The sequence below is a fragment of the Sphingobacterium sp. MYb388 genome, from assembly GCF_037479535.1.
In the GTDB taxonomy this organism is placed as follows: Bacteria; Bacteroidota; Bacteroidia; order Sphingobacteriales; family Sphingobacteriaceae; genus Sphingobacterium; species Sphingobacterium anhuiense.
Map to the genome: position 1 here is coordinate 1 of NZ_JBBGYV010000016.1, position 20,347 is coordinate 20,347.

Below are 20,347 nucleotides of genomic sequence, written 5' to 3' on the forward strand. Positions count from 1 at the left end.
AGCCCTTTTTTTAAAGATAGTTTTTCATTGCCCTTGAAATACTGACCATCTTTTTTATAACCATATTTAAGAAATATAGTTAAGGTTTAAGTACCACCTTTACACAATCTTCTTCTTTTTTATCAAAAATTTTATAACCATATGCTGCATCATCCAGTGATAGGCTATGTGTAATAATATCATCAAGTACAACCTTGCCATCATTAACCAGACCAATAAGTTTGTCAATATAATTCAGTACAGGAGCTTGACCCTGCTTTATGGTGATGCCCTTATCAAAGACCCGGTGGAGGGGGAAGTTATCGTAAGTCGAGCCATACACGCCCATGATTGATACCGTTCCCATTCTTCTTACCGCCTCAAAGCAGAGATCGAGTACCTTCATCGAGCCCATTTCAAAATTGACGGTTGCTTTAACTTTATCCATAAAAGTACGTTCTGGTTCAAATCCAACTGCATCTACACATACATCAGCCCCTCTTCCTTCAGTCATTGCCCGTATTGCTTCTACGACATCGACTTCATTAGGATTAAGTATTTCAACGTTGTTAACAGCTTTGGCTTTTTGAAGCCTATAATTTAACGGATCGATAGCTATAACACGTGCTGCACCATTAAGCCATGCTGCCTTCTGTGCCATTAGTCCAACAGGGCCAGATCCGAAGATAGCTACTGTTTCCCCGCCCTTAAGTGCGGCCCAGTCAATTGATGACCATCCTGTAGGAAAAATATCCGTTAGGAAAAGAGCTTGTTCATCGCTGAGATGATCTGGAATTTTACGTGGACTAATATCAGCGTAAGGAACACGCACATACTCTGCCTGGCCGCCAGAATAACCACCATACAGATCGGTGTAGCCAAATAATGCCCCACCTTTCTGGTCCATCAAATCGCCATTAGGACCGTAGTGTTTAAAATTTGAGTTTTCACATGCAGGAGAAGCCTCATGTTGACAGAAGAAACACTGTCCACACGAAATCGGAAAAGGCACAACAACACGGTCACCACGTTTAAGGTTCTTAATTGCAGATCCAACTTCCTCGACTATCCCCATGAATTCATGGCCCATGATGAGAGGTTCTTTTTGAGGAACTGCACCGCTCAGAATATGTAAATCCGAACCGCATATCGCCGTTGATGTGACTTTGAGAATAACATCTCTGGAATCAAGAATTTTTGGATCAGGGACATTGTCGACTCGAATATCACCTGGTTTATGGAATACTGCTGCTCTCATATATTTATACTTTAGAGTTTATTAATCAAATTTTGTATTTTATTGCCACTATCTTTCTCTACCCATATTTGCGAGCAGAATGCTGCATTATGGTTGACCTCCGCCACCAGCAGATCCATAAATCTGTCCTGTGGCATAACTGGCATCATTGGCTGCAAGCTGTACATATATGGAAGCCAATTCTGCAGGTTGACCAGGTCGTTCAAGTGGTGTGTCACCGCCGAAATTGACAAGTTTTTCCATTGTTGCGCCGCCGCTTACTTGCAAGGCGGTCCATATTGGACCTGGAGCTACACCGTTAACACGGATTCCTTTAGGTCCAAGCTGTTTTGCCAATGAGCGTACAAAACTTGTATTGGCAGCCTTTGTTTGTGCATAATCGAATAAATCTGGAGAAGGTTCTGTCGCTTGCACAGAAGTGGTAGCAATAATAGAAGATCCTGGCTTTAGATGGGGTAGAGCTGCTTTAGTAAGCCAGAAAGAAGCATAAACATTGGTTTTCATTGTAGCATCAAAATCATCCGAACTGATGTCAAGAATAGATGGTCTAGTTTGTTGTCGACCTGCATTGTTGACAAGAATATCAAGCCCACCAAGTCCATCTACAGCCTCTTTAACCAATTTTTTACAAAAATTTTCATCTCGCAGATCACCAGGAATTGCCAATGCTTTGCGGCCTTCTTTTTTAATCAGCGTAATGACCTCTTTGGCATCAGCTTCTTCAGCAGGTAAATAATTAATGGCTACGTCTGCACCTTCCCGTGCGTAGGCAATCGCAGCAGCTCTGCCCATTCCGGAGTCGCCACCTGTGATCAATGCTTTACGTCCTTTTAGTCTACCTGAACCTTGATAAGACGTTTCGCCATGGTCTGGTCTAGGACTCATTTGGCCAGCAAGTCCTGGCCATGGCTGAGATTGTTCTTTAAATGGAGGTTTGGGAAACTTCATTCTCGGATCTTCCATAGCATATTCAAGTTTTTGGACATTTGACGCACCCGCGTTTCCCACTAAAGGTGTAACTGCTAATGTAGCAATTCCAGCTCCTATACTGCCGATTACTTTCCGTCTACTGATTTTGTTTTCTTCCATCATCATAGCATTAGATTTTATTAATAATTTCTGGATGTTTCTGACGTTCAACACAGTAATGAAGATCGTCGTATAAACGCATTTTAATTTGCAGCTTTACCATCCAATCAAGTTTTTTTATTCTATCATAAAATAAACATGCGGAAACACTTGAAAGTTGTAAGGTTAAATACTGGTTTTAGCGATTTATATACCCTTATTGAAGGAATAAGGTGATATCAAAACTATAGATTTTAATAAAATATATTCCCCAGAAATTAACATTTAATTGGTCCTACACATATTTCGATATTAGCTTATACATAATGACGCTTTCGAAATGGTCGTTTAAATCTAACGATCTCGGAAGTAAAATATTTAGATCATGCGATCTTTAAGAATGTAAATGTAATTTAGAAAACCGTAGTTTTTACCTGACATTAGAATTTTATACCCAATATTAATCATCGGCTAAACTATAACCTGATTCAAGCGGTTCTTACTGTATCTAAATATTAAATTAAACTATAAGATTATGGCTAGACAAAACAAATCTAACGAAATGCCAAATGCACATTTACATGAGTTATTTGTCGATGAATTAAAAGATATCCTAGGTGCTGAAAGACAATTGCTAAAAGGACTGAAAAAATTATCGGAAGGAGCACATAGCGATACACTGAAGGAAGCTTTTAAAACACACTATAAGCAGACCGAAGGCCAGATAGAAAGGTTAAAATCAGTATTTTCCAGTTTAAATCTGACCGCGAGGGGTAAAAAATGCAAAGCAATGGAAGGTCTCTTAAACGAGGCTGAGGAAATTATGGAAGAATTCCAGGACAGTCCCGAGGTGTTGGACGCGGCCTTGATCTGTGCAGCTCAGAAAGTTGAGCATTACGAAATTGCAAGTTACGGTTGCTTGGTTACTTATGCCAAATTGATGGAACACTCGGAAGCAGAAGAACTTTTGGCTGCTACACTTGCCGAAGAGAAAGAAACGGATGTTCTCCTAACCGAAATTGCGATGGACGAAGCCAATGTCGAAGCTGCTCAGTAAAAGTTTGACGGATAAAATTTTTAAATAAAAAAGCTGGTTCTATGTAGCCAGCTTTTTTTATTTTTAACCACCAAAAGTTAAACAATTTGTTCAATTTCCCTTAAGATTGAAATCTTTATCACCTACACATACGTTTAAAAAAATCTCCAAGCACTAATGGTGATAACATTGTCTTGGAGATTAAAATATACAAACTACGTAATAAGCTAAGTTTAGTAGAGCAAGAGAGCCGTTTTCTTACCAGAGGATTGATGTTTCCTTATCGAGTGGTTGGGAGGACACCATTTGATGATTCCGCCGAATTTGAATCTCGGTACTCAATGGTGCTACTCGTATCTTGCATGCTGGTATCCGGATGCAAGCCTGTATCCGAAGGCAAACTATCCATATTATTTTGATCTTTATTATTTGTACTATTACCACAGGCTGATACTAAATTTATACCCATTAGAGCAACCAAAATAAATTTCATTTTTTTCATGATTAAATTGTTTAGTGAAACCTTATTATTATTTTATCGAGTTATAACTTACTGTACAGATTTTGATCCTAACGATGCTTTGTCAGCAACCTCGTATCAATTGATCTCATACATTTTCAATTTTTGCTTTAACGTTTTTCTAATGACATGGATGCGCGATTTAACCGTTCCTTCAGGAAGATCATAAGTTTCCGCTATTTCCTGATATTTGTAGCCTTCCAGATATAATCGAAAGATGTCTGCATTTTCCTGCGATAAACATTCGAGGGCTCTGTTTATATCATCTTGTATGGTCTTGTTTTCTGTTTGATTGGTTGCTAAACTATCGAAATAATCGGTATGAACGTACTCATCGTAGATAGCACTTTTGCGCTTTTCGCGGCGGTATTGATTGATGTAGATATTTTTCATAATGACATAGAGCCATGTCATTAATTTAGGATCATTGATAAATTTATGAATTGATTTTAACGCCCGGATAAAGGTTTCCTGAACCAGATCTTCCTTTTCATCATAATCGGATGTAAACTGACTGGCAAAGTGGTTCAGCTGTTGTCTTTTTTCTTGGAACAAGATATTTAAATTTACATTTTCCATATAATTTACCTTATTAATATATTACTTAATTGATATTAAAATAACGTCTAATAAGCTATAATGGTTTAAGCTCGATAATCGTGAGGAGAAAAAAATAGCACAATGTGTATAAAATACGGTTGATGGTGTTACGACAAAAAATGTGTATCATTTCAATTCCAAAGTGGTTTTTGAATTGGTTGATCTTTTTTAAAGCATTTGAAAGTGAAAATGAAAATAGGTGTTTGTTTTTACTAAATACGCATTTAACACATAGTTGGTGTAACACACAAAATTAATACTTTACGTGTTTAAAAACAGGTTCTTATGTAAAAAATACTTTAAAATTATAATTAATGAACTTTTATACGAGATAAGGGATTCTTTGGTTAGAAATTTAAACAATATACCTATCACATTTAGTAAAAAGAGTAAGATGGAAAGTTTACAAAACAAAAATCAAAAAAAAACCTTTATGTATCGCAACAGTTTGTCTATTGTATTTATAGCGCTGTTTGTTATCGCGATAGGGGCACAAGTTTATTTTGGTTGGCAGGAACATAATCAGGAATTAGTTGAGCTGGGAGCACCATCCCTAGCGTTGACCACCTATCTAACTAGTGGGCATTTTTTTTCGGCAACTTTTGAAAATTTCCAAAGCGAATTTTTACAGATGGCCTTATATGTTATACTTACCATTTCGCTCAGGCAGATTGGTTCCGCCGAGTCAAAAGATATCGAAAAACCCGAAGAAGTAGACCGAGACCCGGACCCCTCAAAGCCGGATGCTCCCTATGCTGTAAAACGCGGCGGCTGGAGATTGTCGATTTACCAAAATTCCCTCTCTATTGCTTTTGTCTTGCTATTTCTTCTCAGTTGGGCAGGACATCTATACGGCAGTTTTATGGATTATAATCAAGAGCAAATCCTTAAAAATGAACCCGAGAAAACTTTAAGCGATTTTTTAAAAGAACCTCTTTTTTGGTTTGAAACATTTCAAAACTGGCAAAGTGAATTTCGATCTGTGGCATCAATTGTAATTTTAACTATTTTTCTCCGTCAAAAAGGTTCTCCTGAATCCAAGCCCGTGGATGCCGGGCATCTGGAAACAGGTAAATAAGGACCATATCTTAAAGCTGGACATGGTTTCTTTTGGTAAGACCGTACATTTTCCACCCATTTTGGTTCAACATCCTTTAAGAGGCACAGTCATCTGCCTCATCCAAGGAAAGGAGCTATCTCCGTAGGCGCCTCGTTTAACTTAATTTTAAAGAGACGCCATTAACTATCTTGAGAATGTTGCTTTTTATACAGCTCTACCAATTATCAGCAGACAACAAACATTACGGCTTTTCATTTGTAATATTATTATTACAAATAAGAGTGCTGTACGCTGTTATTCGGTGATGATTTAACTCTTCAGTGTGGCAATCTTATATTTTTTTACTAAAGAAGATTAAGATGATTAACATTATTTTAGCTGATGATCACGATGTTGTACTGACCGGTATGAAATTATTAATAGAATCTCAACAGGATATGACAGTTGTAGGAGAGGGCAAGGATGGTCATGCTGTATTAGAGATTTTGGAAACAAAAAATTTACCAGATCTACTTATTACAGATTTGAAGATGCCAGGTATGGACGGCTTGGAACTGGTCGCTCGGGTAAAGGATTTGTATCCGAGTCTAAAAATCATTATTCTTAGTATGGAAGATGATATTTCAAATATCATGAAAGCTTTCAATTTAGGAGCGAATGGGTATTTAACGAAAAATGTAGATTTTGACGAATTGTTTTTTTGCATTAGGCAAATCATGAAAGGTTTACAATATGTATGTGCTGAAATGACATTATCAATCCTTTCTAATCTTCAGAAATATCCAGCTACATATCAAGAGCCAAAGCAAATTATAACAGAAAGTGGACTGACAGAAAGAGAAATTGAAATATTACATCTCATCGGAGAAGGATATAGCAATATCGAAATTGCAGATAAACTTTTTCTGAGCAAACGTACCGTAGAGGGACATAGACAACGTTTACTTGAAAAGACTGCTCTTAAAAATACCGCCTCTCTGATTAAATACGCCGTGAACAGCGGGCTTATTGCTTAGACTGAAGTTTCATTTATTTCTATTAACTACCTTGCTGTAGGAAGCTCTCCCTTATATATAAATATGCCATTCAGACCTTATGTTTATTTAAGGATCTTTAAATATGTGATTAGCTTTGGCCTTTTGTGTATGAAGTAAGTTTTTAAATTCATCTATCTGTGTGTCGAATCCAGGAGCGCGATTCTTGCTTAGTAAGCGCTGGGATTCATGGATTAAATTATAGATCAGTATTTTATCGCTCTTCTTATCTAATAATAACGAAATGGTCTGGATGCGCTGACTGATTTTTTGTAGTAAGCGCTCAGCCTTGTCTTGCTGTGTAAGCGTATTATTTTTTTCAATTTTTTTCGTTGTAACTTTTTTTTGGATAGCATCTTCTGTCGATGCACCGGGTATATGGTTTACAGGTAGGGTTTCTGCAGTAAATGCTTGGATGACAAGTTCAGTTTTATTTGCTGCATTCTCAAATCTTCTGCTACTACTTACGTGCCAGCCATCGCATGCGATACAATAGTAGCATCTAGTTGGTGCAAATCCCGATTCTTCAATCATCTCAGCATGATTAAACTTAATAAAGTTCTGGGCTTTATTTTCCGTTTTAAAGAATATTTTAAATCGTTGCGCATCTTTACAGTAAGCTCGGCTTTTGGACGGTCTCATAAGCTGGTCGTTTATATATATTAACAGATTTCTTAGTTTTATATCGGTTTAGGTAATATACGAATAATATCTTTGATAAAATTTTGAATTGTAAGAAGTTGAAGATGACATTGTTATTCTCTGGCTTAAGTCTTAATCCGGTGATTTGAAGCAAAATAGATTTTTGTAGCGCTCATATCCGCACCGATCCTTTTCAAGAAATGTATCCAGATGCCGATGCTACGTTTGATCTCGGACGTGGATTGACTTTTATGGACAAAGAATTGTTGGGGATCGTTCCCTATCGTGAGCGTAAAAAAGGGAAGCGTGTGGCAGATCTTCTGGTCAAGGTTTATTTAAAAGACGGAAGCGAGAAGTGGATTTTGGTGAATACCGAAATCGAAGGCGGACATGATTCGGATTTCTCACATCGTATCTTTCAATATTTTTACAGGCTATTAGATCGTTACCGTGTCCCTATGGAGACCATTGCTGTTTTTACTGGAGGACGTTCGCAGCCATGTACTGATGAATACCATTTTACAGTTTTCCGTACCTCGTTACGCTTTCAGTATTTGAGCTATCAAATTTTTGATCATGACGAATCAGAGCTACTCGGTATGGACAATATATTTGCTTATATTGTCTTGGTATGCCAGAAAGCTTTAGATGAAGATAAGATTCCAGAGCAGGAGCTCGCCGAGCAGCGTAGTACAATCGCACGAAGGCTTATCGAGACCAATAAGTATAGTAAAGATCGTATAATGAGCTTTTTAGTTTTTTTAAAGAGTTTTCTTTTTATACGAGATAAAGAAATAAATAGTAACTTTGATCAATACATTTATCAAGTGACAGGAGGCACAATTCAAATGGGTGTAATAGAAACAATCAAACGACAAGAAAGAGAAAAGGGAATCCAGACTGGTAAAGCTAAAGGTTTTGCCGAAGGCGAACGTAAAAAAGCCCTTGAGACAGCTTTAGAATTCAAGAAAATGGGCTTGCCTATTGCAGATATTGCAAAAGGTACAGGTCTTACCATTGAAGAGATCGAAAAACTGAAATAAAACTCAGATCATATAAAAAACGTATACAGCCATTCTGTTAAGAATGGCTGTATACGTTTAATACCATCCTTACGGCTTCCCGTATTTTTTAATCAAACCGATCACCACAAAATCCCATTTCAGCAACAGCTGTTAGTGGAGCCAATGCTTTGAGTGCAATCAGGAGCCAGCTTTGTAGTTTACTTAGCAGATTCCTTTGGGATTTTTCGTTGCGCTCTCCCGCAATTATAAAAACAAACTTCAGGAGCTTTATAAGAGCGTAGTAGCGTCTTTAAACAAAATACCCGTAACTACCGGAAAGATGCCGTTATAGGCTTCAGCGCCAATATTGATGAGCTCTCAGGCAAAGGAAAACCGATAGTTTATGATCACCGCTATCGATACACCAGTATTGCTCAATCAGATTAAACATATACAAGTAGAATCAGTAGGTGGAGATATCGATGGATCTGTTATTAAGCTTGATGATAGAGCGCCCTACCGGTATCTTTACCATGGACAATGCGACAGCCGAGTTTATAGCCACATCCCGATTGACCGAATTTGTACCCTTGCTATTCAAAGCAATGAATGAAAGAGTGGAGGATCGAGTATTTAAATACTAATTTTTTTTCCATAATTGAATCCTCCATTATAAAACCATCACCAATATCAATGTTCTCTTCTCCGACTTTCTTAAAACCTATACCCCTATAAAAATCGATAGCAGAATTATCTCTATTCACATTTAAAGAAAGACTGTGATTTTTGTTTTTCATTGCAATATCTGTAATTGTTTTCATGTCTATAGATCACTTATTTGATCACGCTAATACGCGTTACGTAATCAAACAGTTAAATACTATTAATGGTAGCTTGAGTAAGATAAAACGAACGATTGATCATGATATAATGCGACTTCATTTTTTCAAATCTGTTGATGAAATAACTAGAAGAGCTTTTGTGCGAGATGATAGTGCTCTTTTGTTTTCAGAAACACGTAATTCTTTAGATATATCGATAGATCATCTCCTAGATTATTTAGTTGGACGAATGTTAACAGTGGGTTGGATAGAAGTTGATCAAGATATTAAATCCGATAAGGAAGTATGGACAAAAATGTTTAAATATTATTTTGATGAATTTAACATTTCTACTTTTTTAAGCTCCCGTACTGTAAAGACCAAATGTGATGAGATACCATTTGAACATACCTGGAAAAATGGTCATATCAATTTTTTTGAGTCTGTAAACTTTGATCTTCAAAAAGAAGATACAATTAAGAATAAGGTACGTCGTTGGGCAGGCCAGATTGATGAGCTTAAAACTGTAGGAGAAGATTTACACCTTTATCTTTTGGCTAATATGCCTGATTCAAATGACCAGATGAGTACGTATATTTCATCGTTTTATCAGATAAATCGACAGATAATATAAAAGTGGATAACATTACTTTTTCGGAAGCAGATAAATTTGCGAAGGAATTAAACGAAGAGATTTTAACTCATGAGGATTAGTTTATTATGTAATCCGATCGAAGGAATGAACCTCAAGCGCGTGAAATTACAAACGCTAAGGCACATTCAGTTTTAAGCAGGCTCTTTGAAGTTGATGTTCCTGATAATAAAGGAAATCTCTGAAAAATGGACAATGCCAATGCACAATTGGGACTGACCATATCAAAAATATATATTAAATTTGGTGATAGACTAAAGCTGGATTTAAACTTTTAAAGAGAAACCAATGGCACAGTTGCTGGTACACTCACTTATTATAATTAGATTCAATTCATGAAAAGTTTTCCTAATTTACAATTGTAATCGTAAATCCTTTACTCTTCAATTCATCAAATATATTATTTTTATTGTCCATCGCATTTGTCAATTCTAAGGAAAACAATGCTCCACCATCTTTTATTTCTGAAATTAATTTCGATATTTTTTTAATGTGATTTTGTGCAATTGTTGCATTCTTATTTTTTGGAGCTTAAAAAACTACTTTTAGCAAACAGTTGCTTAAGGGATTCTAGATTTTCAATTTCATAAAGATGTGCTTTTTCTTTTATTTCTTCTGAGATTTTAGGCTGATTATTTAATAACTCTATTATTTCAGCGATATAAAAATCTGTACCAAAGGAATTTAAATAGCCAAAAGTCTCGTTGATGTCAAGTAATTCTTTTGTTGGAATTCCATGTTCGTCTGCATATCTTCTAAAAATCTGTTGCACAACACTTGGAGTATTACATTCAGGAGAGACTTTTTTCATTAAAAGATTGTAGATTAATAATGGCTTTAATCTATTTAAAACTTTTTCATCCATATGCTGCTCTGACATCCTATTTTTCAATTTTAGGTAGTCATCAGCAGAAAGTAATTTTTGTATAGATGGTTCACCTTTTTTTAACATAAGAAACCCCTCGCTCAAATTGTCATATTTTTTATTACCCAGAGCATTTTCAGTATAATATACTTTGATTTCCCGAGATAGCCCAGAAGCCTTATTAAGAACTTTAGCAGGAATATCACAAATGCCAGAAGTTGTTAATACTATGTAAGAACTATTTTCAACACCATCTTTTGATATTTCCCAAACCAGCGAATTATTATTTGTATCCTGTGCTTGTGCATAAGAAAAAGCACTCAGCACTATTAAAATCATGGAATAGTTTTTTATTGTCATTTCGTTTATAATTAATATTATATTAATGTGCTTGGAGACTCTCTTTCTGCAAACCTTTACTCGGACTATAATTATTGGTATAATGAAGCACAATTGCTTGTATCAATAAAACTTGTTTAGGAGGATTTTTCCCTTGTTAGAATCTAAAAGTACATTTTTTTTCCTGTTTAACAAGTACTTATCTTTTACTGATTCTCTGTTTTGAAAGAAAGCTTTTGATTGTCCTCCGTTTTCTGTGAAGTGTATGCTCCACCTCCGTAGAAATAGAATACAGAAGAAATCTTATTTTCTACCTGCTCCCTCAAAACATGCGGGATGATCTTGCACAGTTTTTCCGATTATTTGCTCAATCCACTTCTTTCAAAATAAAATACATTGCCCTATCTTTTAGTTTTTCTATGGTAAGCTACTATAAGATTTAAATTGAAATTTACTGAACGTAAAATTTATTGTATTTTAATTTCTTTATAGTGAATTAATTTTGCTATCTTAAAGGTTTTATATCAGCTGATAAATATTATTTTATTTAAAATAACATTATGAACCAACAGTCATATAGCCAAGATTCAATCTTACAAGTTTTTTTCAACGATAAGCCAGAGGTTCCAGAGTCTGGGAAAGATTCTAGCTTCCAAAACCAAGATCCCGACTTGAATTTCAAGGAATATATTGTTGGCAACTCTACGATTAAAAGCCATTACGTTTTCGGTAAAAATGCCACGCTGCAAAAGTCATCCTGCTTTATGGAACATGAACAAGCAATATATGCTGTTCCAGCACAGCCCGTTGTTACATTTCATATACAGGTGTCTGGAAACAACAAGATGAAATTTGTCAATGGGCAAGACGGGAGACTGATTAATGAACTGCAATATTGTTTATTATGGCAGAATGATCGAATCCTGTCTTATGAACTATCGCTATATGAGGCAGATTATTGTAGTTTACATTTCCGGCCTAGCCACTTTTTAGAGATGTCCCACCGCATCCCTCTTTTAACAGAATTGGCAATGGAGGTCACTAGATCTTCACACAGTGCGCTCGATTTCTATGTCGGCAAGGCTGACGAGGTACTGCTAGCATTTATTGATGCTATATTACTTGAAGTTAGGCACTATCATATAAGCGACCAGCGCTTTACTCATTTATGTGAATGCGTATTACTCAAGTCCATGGAGTTGCCAGTAGAGGTACAGCCTTTTCCAATAGATGCCTTAAAACGCACTTCAAATAGTGCTTTCTCAGATTTGGATGACGATACATTTATGGACGAGCAGAAGTTAAGGTTTGAATCTATTTTCCGTTATTATTCTAGAGATGCGTTGATAGCGAATTTTTATACGATCAAGCAAGAATATCTAGCGCTGAAAGAGGAACGCGCCAAGAGTAACGCCATTATGAAAGAGGTTAAGGACTGTTATCATGGTGTTATGGGAGATTCTGCCGATCTTTTGGCGGAGAGCTATTTCTGGGTAGCTGTAAAGTTGGAGGAGCAGATGAAAAGGTTCAATTTAACCGAGAAAGAGAAAGGTACGTTGGTAGAAGCGATCATTGCTGTCTGTGACCAGTCTTTTGAACTGAAAACACCTCGTGCCGATCAGCTGCAATTTTACACGCATTATACTGGGCAAACATATGTCGGCGATGTGGGTATGCAAGAGTTTGGGGAAATATTAAATATGTTTATCCCGAATATGAATCTCCCAACGGATAAATTGGATGGAAGCAGGGAATCCAGAGCTATTTTGGATCAATATATACAAGATAGTTGCAGCTTTACACCGCTATCGCATATAACAGAAAAAGGAGAAATGGATAAACCTCCGAAAGTCGTTGAACTTTACCACATGCTAATGCAGCGGATGGCAGATGAGCTTACCATAACCGATACAGGCGACTTCCAAAAGAGCGATCTTATTCGAATTCTTGATCATGCCTATCAACGAAATGACCTTTCCCTATTGCTTATGGTTGAGATTGAGCAACTGACAGATGATGGAGATTATGTTGAAAACCAAAAGTTCAATAAAATATGTTTGTGGCATTCGGTACTTGAGGAAGCCATCGATGAATGGTATGATACAGGTTTTTCCAAAGAAGAAGAGCTGATAAGCAATTTAATGCCTTTATATTTTCAATCGCCAGATAAAATTAAAGCTGTTGAACGTAAAGTGATGGAAACAAAAGCAATATACGATGCTATGGTACCAGTTCTTGTTGATGTAGGCTTTACTATGGAATCCCTTCTGAAAAAAAACATCTTTTTACTAACCGCAGAGTCATTGATCGTTGCAGCGGAGAATCCATATAAAGAAAAGTAAATATTATAAAAATAACTTCTTACCTCACTCTTCCGATTTTATTTTTAAGTTCAGAGTGAACATGCAAGCTAACCTATATTTTTTAATCGTACACCAAAGCTGTACAGTTAAATCGTAATTAGTTAGCAAGCAACGTTGTAAGAAAAAGCGAATTTTCAAATTTTATAAAATTCATTTAATTAATTAGATATGAGCGAAAAATCTTTACTGAAAGTATTCCTAAATGACAAGCCAGTCGTTCCTCAGGATAAGCTAAGTCTTCATATGTATGAAACTAGTACAGATGTTATTTTTCACACTGTTGATCATGTGTTTGATGATGCACAGTTGACAAGCCATAATTTTTTGAGCAAGGATGTGAGTATGCGCGCATTTAAGTTCGAACTTAACAAGCCCATTACCCTCTATTCAATTCCTTCGGATCCAGTACTAACCTTTCATTTTCAGGTATATAATAGTCAAAAAACTAAGTTTGTACAGGAAGATAAAGGCATGTTACTCTTTGAGCAAAATAACCAGATATTCTGGCAAAATATGGAAACTGTCAAGTATGAATTTGAGCAAGGGTTATTCAGTCATTTTAACCTGTTTTTCAGACCTCATGTAATTTTAGAATTGGCGGAAAAGCACCCGGTTTTACGGGAACTGGCTATGGAGATCGCAACCAGTAAACGCACTGATCTAGATTTTTTTGTTACTGTTGCAGGAGCGGATATAGATGTATTGATCGATCAAATATATGATGAATTTCATCAAGCTTTCGTCAGTGAGAGAAGATTTAAGCATTTGGCAGAATGTCTGCTGCTGTGCAGTATGGGTATTGATATTACCGTTGATCCTCCTGCTCCAGGTGATATAAAAAAGGATGATGAATTTTTAGATCTTGAATCAGATGTTATAGGTATATTGGCGCGACAAGAGTTATTTACAGAAGACCAGAAACATTTTATTGCTCAGTATAAGTATTTCACTAAACAAATGCTTTTAGACGACTTTAATTTGAAAAAGCAAGCCTATATACAAAGGAAAAAAGCTGTTCGTATAAAGCAGAAACACCTTGCAAAGGTAAAAGAATGCTATTATGAAATAATGAATGATGTCTTAAACGTGCAGGCTTCAAAATTTTTCTTGATGGCAGAGCTCATTGATCATCAGGTTGATAAATATGAATGGAATAATCAGGAAAAAGAAATAATAGGAAAGGTTATTATTTTAGCATGCCGATTTGCTTTCCAAGATGTTCCGCCTTTAAAATTTCAGATAGAGCTATATAACAAGTGGAGTGAAAAGCCCTATATGAACCCACTCGGTTTTAATCATTTTAAAGAACTACTAAAAAAAATTAAACCCGAATTTACTATTGATCTACCTGATTTGGAAGTGTCCTACGAAAGTCAGGCAATTTTTATGGATCATGTGCAAGACCTATTTGGATATAGGCCTTTGGACCATTACAAAGGACTAAAAAATATCGAAAAACCGAAGGAGCTGACTGTACTTTATCAGAGGCTTATGCGAAAGTTCTTGGATGAAATCTCCATTAGCGATGCAGGCGAAATTACAAAAAGTGATGTGATCCGTATTCTGGATTTTAGTTATGACACGAATGATCCAATCTCTATGTTGATGCTCGAAATCAAACATTTTTCTGACGATAAACAGTATGTCTTTGCACAGGATTCAGATCTTCTGAGCGCTTGGTTATTGGCTCTGGCCACATATGATGTCGAACTGGATGAACAACTGTTTTTATTGGAACATGATCCGCGATTTGAGCTGATTACTGTTTACAATAATTCTCCTAAAAAGATGGGAGCCGTCGAGGAACATGTTAAGCTTGAAAGAAATCTAATTTTGCAGCAGACTGACTTAGTTGATAAGCACATTAAGCATCTCAAGGAGTGTCAAAGTAAAAATATGCTATTGAATATTATAAACCTCTTCAATTGTTGATTATTTTGAATACAGCTTTTTAATAGCTGGGCAAATTTTCATGATACCTCCTTGTGTAATAGAGATTCAGGGCAAATATTTTGCTGAAGAAGTTTATTGTTTTTGTCAGCAAGAGCCTATTCTTACTGTTGCTTAAGCAGGGGACAGTAAACTCAATTAGCTTTACGAGGGCTTGGGGTTTATTTATATGGAACCCCTCAGGGCTCTGTCATTCCGTGAAGATAAATTATATATGATAAAGTGATTAACTTTAGGGCAAATTGTTGAGGGTAGCGAGCTTACCATCGACGAAATTGAACAGCTTTGAGTGAAATAGGAGCGGGATGCGTAGGTTTTTTCGTTGGGCACTCCCGCAATTATGAAAACAAACTTCAGGAGCTTTATAAGAGCGTAGTAGAGTCTTTAAAGCAAAATGCACGTAGTTATCTGGCAGATGCCGTTATAGGCTTCAGTGCCATATTGATGAGCCCTCGGGCAAAGGAACACGGATCGTTTATAGTCACCGCTATCGGTGCACCAGTATTGCTCAATCAGATTAAACATATACAAGTAGAATCAGTAGATGGAGATATCGATGGATCTGTTATTAAAAACAAAGTCAAAGCAAGCTTGATCATAGACCGCCATACCGGTACCTATACAATGGACAATGCAACAGCCGAGTTGATAGCCACATCCCGATTGACCGAATTTGTACCCTTGCTATTCAAAGCAATGAATGAAAGAGGGGAGGATAGAGTATTTAAATACTAATTTTTAGTATATATGATTACGATAGACTCCTAAATTTAAACTAATTTTTTTTCCATAATATAATCCTCCATTATAAAACCATCACCAATATCAATATTCTCTTCGCCGACTTTCTCAAAACCTATACCCTTATAAAAATCGATAGCAGAATTATCTCTATTCACATTTAAAGAAAGACTATGATTTTTGTTTTTCATTGCAATATCTGTAATTGTTTTGATGAGTAATTTTCCGACACCCTTTCCCTGTGATGCAGGAAGAATGTAGATTTTATGAATTTTTGTTTTCGATAAACCTTTATAATTCAATTCGTAAGAAGCATAGCCCAAATGCTTTATTTCATCTTTTACGATTAGAAACTGATGGCTCTTATTTGTGGTCTGTTCAGATAATGCATTTGTGCTGTACATCATATCAAGCATATAATTGATCTGTTCCTCTGATAAAATAAGGCCGAAAGTATCTGGCCAAGTTTCATGAGCGATCTTTTGGATAATAGGATAATCACTTGAATTTGCAGTATAAATAGTAAGCATGATTATTTTGAATTTTTAAAATCTTTATTTTTTATTATCATATAGTAATTGTTTAAATATAATAAATCATTGGTATTCAAGGCGAAAAAAATAAACCGCAATAAAACTAAAAAATATAGCAAGCAAAAGCTAATATATTTAGTTTTATTATTTATCTTTGGATATTGAATAAGGATGGACACGATACAAGATAACCGGTTGCTCAACATTCTTTCGTGTTCATCCTGTTCAATATTAAATTAAAGCAGGGTAGGGTTCTGTAAGTTCACTTTATAGTAAAGAGACTTAAGATCGCAATGTCACCTCTGTTGGAAGAAGGCAAAAATGATAAATATTAATTGCGATGAATGTACCATTGACAATCGAGATCTTGAAGGACTTAAAGCATAAGGGATATAATATCCTGAAGTCCGATAATAGTGTGGATGATGTTATACAACATTTTGTCCCAACAAAAGTAAACGACCTATGGGCGTTTATGAGTGAATTTAAGGAAGAGTCTGCGACAGTCGTGATCGAGCAGATTTTGGACGTACCAGAAGAAGTGTTAGAAGGGAAATTCTTACGGGTTTTCTGATTGATCTATTAATTTAAAAAACTATACAGATGAATTTAAAGCAAATACACCAAGAATATATACTCAATCATCCTGAAGCTGTAAAAACTGCTAAGAGCAGAGGACAGCTAACTTTTAGACAGATTGCAGGCATTCGTGAGTCTGCCTTTAGTATGTCTCAGCTATTTACCATAGCAGATGGGGAAGAGATTATTAGACAAGGTTTTGCTAGATGGCCAGATGTCATCGCAGGGGAGTTGGAGCTATTCAAGAGGAGATTGGTCGATTAATATGTGGTGATTGGCTATTTTTTTTCTCATTCTAGAAGTTTTAAAAAAAAGAGAACATCGACGCTTGACTTCTGAAAATTGACTAGGCAGGTGTTCAAGAATCAGAATTATGATCTAAAAAACTCTTTAACTTATCTTCGGATTTTATTTCTAGCTGCAATCGAAGTGCGCATCAAATTGCCTCCATCAATTGATCATTAAAAAGTTGAGGATAATTTTTAGTGAGTTCAGATTTCCAATTATGCATTTGGAAATCATCATTTCTGATTGTACCATCCGGGTCCATCAAAACATACCTAGGGATACCGTTAAACTTAAATAGTTCGCGCAATGCCATATACTCATCTGCAGATACTCTATATGATTCAGACATATCATTTTCAACAATATAATTCTTATAAAAATCCACATCTGGTGTACCCACATTATCCGTTACGAAGACAAATACCAAATTCGGATTATCTTTGAGTTTTAACCGTTTTTCCTTCATTGATTCTATGCCTTGGCGACACGGTCCACACCATTGTGCCCAAAAGTCGACAACCACGACCTTGCCACGATATTTATCTGTCATCTTGGTAAAGAGTGCACCAGCAGGAGTATTTGGTAATAAATAACCGTCTTTGGATATTTTTACACGCTCCGCCAATTTAAGTGCTTCATTTTTTAAATCTTTATTGGTTAATACTGTTAACAGATCATCTGTCAGATTTGTAATCTTTATGGTGTCTGTAGCATAATCTAATTTAGACTTCAAGGTACGCAATTTAGCAACTTCTGTAACTAAGGTATTGGCTATTGTCGGATTAAACTTTTTATTTGCCGAATCCAACACCAAGTATAGGTTGCCTTTAAACTGACGATTCAAGGCATTATAATACTCTTGCGTACGAAAAAGTGGTGAAAATTCGAAGAGATTGATAAAACTTGAAAATTCATTTGGTACCAACAAAGCAAAATCGTTTAGGTTTAACCGAGTCATAAAATCAAAATAATCGGTCGGAAGAGGTTCTTTAAGAAAAGAATTTTTAGGATCATCTCTAAAAAGACTTTTTTTGGACATTTGGAGATCCATTAATTGTGTCGCATAGTAAAGTGCAATATCTGTATGGATCAGATTTTTTAATTTGGGTAAAAATCCGGATTTCCTAAAACGTACGTCTACTTCATGTTGCACCGAATCCCAAGCAGAAATAATTTGCATTTTTGTTTGTGAAATAGGATGTTCCTTCAATATCTTTTCCCGATTTTGATAGAAAGCTCGAGGATTCTTTCCCCAATCAAAATCTTTTAATTGCTGGTTTTCGACAGCAAGAGGCCCCTCAAAACCTATTAATTCTAAGTTTTGATCTTGAGTAACTTTGAATCGCAAAGCTAACGTTTGCCCAGGTTCAATATAAAATGTAAACCTGTCATTTCTATATTTTATATAGGAAATTTCAGGATGTGTCACAGGGTAGCTCGCTTCAAAACGACCATCAGGAAAGATCTGAACGGTAGTTGGATGATCTTCCCAAGTCAGCTGATTGCTACTATATATTATACCACTGGTAAATTCTGATTTAGGATTATAACCTTCAATAAATCCAATTAGTCTTACGGTATCATATTGGAAGAAATTATCCTTATAACTTACTTTATTTGTTTTTACTTTAGCCTTTGCTAGTTCTTTTATTATCCAGCTGTTCGGATCGGGTTCAGCAGATTGGTTTAGCGAAATTTGTGCGGTAGCACAATACAAAGAGAATAAGGGAAAAAAAAGGCACAATAAATATTTCATAATTTCAGGTTATCGGTGGTTATAAAGTTAAATAATTTTAACGAAAAAAAGAATATAAAATCGATGTTTTAATTTCCCTTTCCAATATGTGAAATACAGTAAAATAGTTATTAGCGGTCAGTAACGTCCAAATAAAATTCAGTGATCAAAGAGCATAGTTGCTTGTACACTCACGGATTTAGATAAGTTAGTTTCCTGTGTAGTTTCGCATTGTTTTTGGAAGTAAAATTTGTACACTGCCATCTTTTTTTAATTTAATAAACATTTTTAATTTCGTGTCCATCGGCCTTCCGCTGTTGTACATTATTGCTGCTCTCCACTTAGGTTTATACTTGCCAAAATCTCTGTTCCTGTCCAGAAAAACAGCCCTTTCAGCAATATCGTTAAGCTCAGAGTTTTTTCCTCCAATTGATTTTACATCTGTAACCTTTCCAGTTTTTAAGATGATTATTTCTAACACACAAATAGAATCATTAACAGCATCCGATTGGATTACACTTAATTCTTTAGCAATCTGCTGTTCCCGTGCCTCTATACTGCCCAAATATTTTGCAGGATAACCCCATAATGGCATTATCTGTCCGTAGAAGTCTTTATGTGTAGTAAAGTAATATATAGTGCTATCTCTATAAATGGAGATTTTACTTAAGTAATTTATCTCATCATTTTTAGGTAGATTTTGAGGATGTATGTCCTTGATAGATGGTAAATGAAGCCACGGATAATTTTGATTTAAGATATATTTATCACCCTCAAAATTTAGATCAAAATAATAGTTATTTTCTATATGCAGAAAAGATTGTGAAGTATCTCCATTTTTTCTATCAAATATTGTGGTCTCTTTTGTAAATAATTTAGTGAAGAATGCTTTTTCATTTGAATATCCTATATCTATATGAGTTATATTATCATCTTTAATGCTGTTCTTGTCAGAGGAAAATATTCTTGTTTCAAGGAATTCATTGTAATGCCGTTTAGCGATTTTGTTTTGTGATAATACATTTAATGACAGTAAAAGAGTGCAAAAAAATAGGAGATATTTCATATACAAAAAATGTTATTATAGATTATAGACAATGATTTGGATGTCATTACAGATTAATAGATTCTCCTGAATTTCTTTAAAATACATTAATTTTCTGTTTCGAATTGAATAACACAATATCCCAACTCATTAAGGTGATATTTTATGGAAGTATTACATAACTAATATAGTATAAATATATTAAATCATTGGTATTCAGAAGGTATAAATAAAA

General features: G+C 35.5%; 21 protein-coding genes. 11 read left to right on the forward strand and 10 right to left on the reverse strand.

The annotated features are described in order from the left end of the window. Positions 1-79: 79 nt before the first annotated feature. Together WH188_RS25800 and WH188_RS25805 are read right to left on the reverse strand one after the other, a co-directional pair. The gene (locus tag WH188_RS25800) at positions 80-1,237 is read right to left on the reverse strand and encodes a zinc-dependent alcohol dehydrogenase (RefSeq protein ID WP_132767878.1); all 1,158 of its coding nucleotides are present in this window, start codon (positions 1,235-1,237) and stop codon (positions 80-82) included. An 87-nt stretch (positions 1,238-1,324) separates the two neighbouring features. Beyond that, positions 1,325-2,332, reverse strand: a complete 1,008-nt coding sequence (locus WH188_RS25805; RefSeq protein ID WP_339424835.1) for an SDR family oxidoreductase — start codon at positions 2,330-2,332, stop codon at positions 1,325-1,327. Positions 2,333-2,840: 508 nt separating this feature from the next. On the opposite strand from WH188_RS25805, the gene WH188_RS25810 reads away from it, so the two are divergent. Further along, entirely contained in the window at positions 2,841-3,362 is a 522-nt protein-coding gene (locus WH188_RS25810; protein WP_132767880.1) for a YciE/YciF ferroxidase family protein, read from the forward strand. Positions 3,363-3,621: 259 nt separating this feature from the next. Here the strand turns inward: WH188_RS25810 and WH188_RS25815 are convergent, their stop codons facing one another. Beyond that, positions 3,622-3,843, reverse strand: a complete 222-nt coding sequence (locus WH188_RS25815) for a hypothetical protein (RefSeq protein WP_132767882.1) — start codon at positions 3,841-3,843, stop codon at positions 3,622-3,624. Positions 3,844-3,939: 96 nt separating this feature from the next. Continuing rightward, on the reverse strand, positions 3,940-4,440 hold the full coding sequence (locus WH188_RS25820) for an RNA polymerase sigma factor (RefSeq protein ID WP_132767884.1): 501 nt from the start codon (positions 4,438-4,440) through the stop codon (positions 3,940-3,942). A 415-nt stretch (positions 4,441-4,855) separates the two neighbouring features. On the opposite strand from WH188_RS25820, the gene WH188_RS25825 reads away from it, so the two are divergent. Further along, complete coding sequence (locus WH188_RS25825) at positions 4,856-5,539, forward strand: DUF6766 family protein (RefSeq protein ID WP_339424836.1); 684 nt, start codon at positions 4,856-4,858, stop codon at positions 5,537-5,539. Positions 5,540-5,880: 341 nt separating this feature from the next. Continuing rightward, complete coding sequence (locus tag WH188_RS25830) at positions 5,881-6,537, forward strand: response regulator transcription factor (protein WP_339424837.1); 657 nt, start codon at positions 5,881-5,883, stop codon at positions 6,535-6,537. Positions 6,538-6,624: 87 nt separating this feature from the next. Here WH188_RS25830 and WH188_RS25835 read toward each other — a convergent pair whose 3' ends face one another. Further along, a complete protein-coding gene (locus WH188_RS25835) occupies positions 6,625-7,197 on the reverse strand; it encodes a hypothetical protein (RefSeq protein WP_339424838.1) in 573 nt (190 codons plus the stop codon). A 200-nt stretch (positions 7,198-7,397) separates the two neighbouring features. Here WH188_RS25835 and WH188_RS25840 point away from each other — a divergent pair, with 200 nt between their 5' ends. Both WH188_RS25840 and WH188_RS25845 read left to right on the forward strand, forming a co-directional pair. After that, positions 7,398-8,240 carry a hypothetical protein gene (locus WH188_RS25840; protein WP_132767891.1) on the forward strand — a complete coding sequence of 281 codons (843 nt, stop codon included), beginning with the start codon at positions 7,398-7,400 and terminating at the stop codon, positions 8,238-8,240. Positions 8,241-8,604: 364 nt separating this feature from the next. Continuing rightward, entirely contained in the window at positions 8,605-8,814 is a 210-nt protein-coding gene (locus WH188_RS25845) for a hypothetical protein (protein ID WP_132767893.1), read from the forward strand. On the opposite strand, the gene WH188_RS25850 is transcribed toward WH188_RS25845, so the two are convergent. Continuing rightward, positions 8,795-9,022, reverse strand: a complete 228-nt coding sequence (locus tag WH188_RS25850; RefSeq protein ID WP_021187902.1) for a GNAT family N-acetyltransferase — start codon at positions 9,020-9,022, stop codon at positions 8,795-8,797. The genes WH188_RS25845 and WH188_RS25850 overlap by 20 nt on opposite strands. Here WH188_RS25850 and WH188_RS25855 point away from each other — a divergent pair. Next, positions 9,021-9,656, forward strand: coding sequence for a hypothetical protein (locus WH188_RS25855; protein WP_339424839.1), 636 nt, complete (start codon positions 9,021-9,023; stop codon positions 9,654-9,656). The two genes, WH188_RS25850 and WH188_RS25855, sit on opposite strands and share 2 nt — an antisense overlap. 535 nt (positions 9,657-10,191) lie before the next feature. Here WH188_RS25855 and WH188_RS25860 read toward each other — a convergent pair. Beyond that, positions 10,192-10,878: a TraB/GumN family protein gene (locus WH188_RS25860; protein ID WP_165905823.1), complete on the reverse strand. Its 687-nt coding sequence runs from the start codon at positions 10,876-10,878 to the stop codon at positions 10,192-10,194. 560 nt (positions 10,879-11,438) lie between these two features. Here WH188_RS25860 and WH188_RS25865 point away from each other — a divergent pair. The 3 genes from WH188_RS25865 (at position 11,439) to WH188_RS25875 (ending at position 15,926) form a co-directional block, all read left to right on the forward strand. Then, entirely contained in the window at positions 11,439-13,220 is a 1,782-nt protein-coding gene (locus tag WH188_RS25865) for a hypothetical protein (RefSeq protein WP_339424840.1), read from the forward strand. Between the two features lie 189 nt (positions 13,221-13,409). Further along, positions 13,410-15,173: a hypothetical protein gene (locus WH188_RS25870; protein WP_339424841.1), complete on the forward strand. Its 1,764-nt coding sequence runs from the start codon at positions 13,410-13,412 to the stop codon at positions 15,171-15,173. Between the two features lie 303 nt (positions 15,174-15,476). Then, positions 15,477-15,926: a heavy metal-binding domain-containing protein gene (locus WH188_RS25875; protein ID WP_168126461.1), complete on the forward strand. Its 450-nt coding sequence runs from the start codon at positions 15,477-15,479 to the stop codon at positions 15,924-15,926. Between the two features lie 35 nt (positions 15,927-15,961). Here WH188_RS25875 and WH188_RS25880 read toward each other — a convergent pair whose 3' ends face one another. After that, positions 15,962-16,462, reverse strand: a complete 501-nt coding sequence (locus WH188_RS25880) for a GNAT family N-acetyltransferase (protein ID WP_132767904.1) — start codon at positions 16,460-16,462, stop codon at positions 15,962-15,964. Positions 16,463-16,805: 343 nt separating this feature from the next. Here WH188_RS25880 and WH188_RS25885 point away from each other — a divergent pair, with 343 nt between their 5' ends. Together WH188_RS25885 and WH188_RS25890 are read left to right on the forward strand one after the other, a co-directional pair. Next, entirely contained in the window at positions 16,806-17,039 is a 234-nt protein-coding gene (locus tag WH188_RS25885) for a hypothetical protein (RefSeq protein ID WP_094772536.1), read from the forward strand. 29 nt (positions 17,040-17,068) lie between these two features. Further along, positions 17,069-17,308, forward strand: coding sequence for a hypothetical protein (locus WH188_RS25890; RefSeq protein ID WP_168126464.1), 240 nt, complete (start codon positions 17,069-17,071; stop codon positions 17,306-17,308). 172 nt (positions 17,309-17,480) lie between these two features. Here WH188_RS25890 and WH188_RS25895 read toward each other — a convergent pair whose 3' ends face one another. Further along, complete coding sequence (locus tag WH188_RS25895) at positions 17,481-19,088, reverse strand: TlpA family protein disulfide reductase (protein ID WP_339424842.1); 1,608 nt, start codon at positions 19,086-19,088, stop codon at positions 17,481-17,483. A gap of 187 nt (positions 19,089-19,275) precedes the next feature. Next, entirely contained in the window at positions 19,276-20,133 is an 858-nt protein-coding gene (locus tag WH188_RS25900) for a hypothetical protein (protein WP_339424843.1), read from the reverse strand. Between the last annotated feature and the right edge of the window lie 214 nt (positions 20,134-20,347).

Bases quoted from the DNA above. Each gene is read 5' to 3' on its own strand.
- WH188_RS25800 (WP_132767878.1), bottom strand. From the start codon at position 1,237: ATGAGAGCAGCAGTATTCCATAAACCAGGTGATATTCGAGTCGACAAT.
- WH188_RS25805 (WP_339424835.1), bottom strand. From the start codon at position 2,332: ATGATGATGGAAGAAAACAAAATCAGTAGACGGAAAGTAATCGGCAGT.
- WH188_RS25810 (WP_132767880.1), top strand. From the start codon at position 2,841: ATGGCTAGACAAAACAAATCTAACGAAATGCCAAATGCACATTTACAT.
- WH188_RS25815 (WP_132767882.1), bottom strand. From the start codon at position 3,843: ATGAAAAAAATGAAATTTATTTTGGTTGCTCTAATGGGTATAAATTTA.
- WH188_RS25820 (WP_132767884.1), bottom strand. From the start codon at position 4,440: ATGGAAAATGTAAATTTAAATATCTTGTTCCAAGAAAAAAGACAACAG.
- WH188_RS25825 (WP_339424836.1), top strand. From the start codon at position 4,856: ATGGAAAGTTTACAAAACAAAAATCAAAAAAAAACCTTTATGTATCGC.
- WH188_RS25830 (WP_339424837.1), top strand. From the start codon at position 5,881: ATGATTAACATTATTTTAGCTGATGATCACGATGTTGTACTGACCGGT.
- WH188_RS25835 (WP_339424838.1), bottom strand. From the start codon at position 7,197: ATGAGACCGTCCAAAAGCCGAGCTTACTGTAAAGATGCGCAACGATTT.
- WH188_RS25840 (WP_132767891.1), top strand. From the start codon at position 7,398: ATGTATCCAGATGCCGATGCTACGTTTGATCTCGGACGTGGATTGACT.
- WH188_RS25845 (WP_132767893.1), top strand. From the start codon at position 8,605: ATGATCACCGCTATCGATACACCAGTATTGCTCAATCAGATTAAACAT.
- WH188_RS25855 (WP_339424839.1), top strand. From the start codon at position 9,021: ATGTCTATAGATCACTTATTTGATCACGCTAATACGCGTTACGTAATC.
- WH188_RS25850 (WP_021187902.1), bottom strand. From the start codon at position 9,022: ATGAAAACAATTACAGATATTGCAATGAAAAACAAAAATCACAGTCTT.
- WH188_RS25860 (WP_165905823.1), bottom strand. From the start codon at position 10,878: ATGATTTTAATAGTGCTGAGTGCTTTTTCTTATGCACAAGCACAGGAT.
- WH188_RS25865 (WP_339424840.1), top strand. From the start codon at position 11,439: ATGAACCAACAGTCATATAGCCAAGATTCAATCTTACAAGTTTTTTTC.
- WH188_RS25870 (WP_339424841.1), top strand. From the start codon at position 13,410: ATGAGCGAAAAATCTTTACTGAAAGTATTCCTAAATGACAAGCCAGTC.
- WH188_RS25880 (WP_132767904.1), bottom strand. From the start codon at position 16,462: ATGCTTACTATTTATACTGCAAATTCAAGTGATTATCCTATTATCCAA.
- WH188_RS25885 (WP_094772536.1), top strand. From the start codon at position 16,806: ATGAATGTACCATTGACAATCGAGATCTTGAAGGACTTAAAGCATAAG.
- WH188_RS25890 (WP_168126464.1), top strand. From the start codon at position 17,069: ATGAATTTAAAGCAAATACACCAAGAATATATACTCAATCATCCTGAA.
- WH188_RS25895 (WP_339424842.1), bottom strand. From the start codon at position 19,088: ATGAAATATTTATTGTGCCTTTTTTTTCCCTTATTCTCTTTGTATTGT.
- WH188_RS25900 (WP_339424843.1), bottom strand. From the start codon at position 20,133: ATGAAATATCTCCTATTTTTTTGCACTCTTTTACTGTCATTAAATGTA.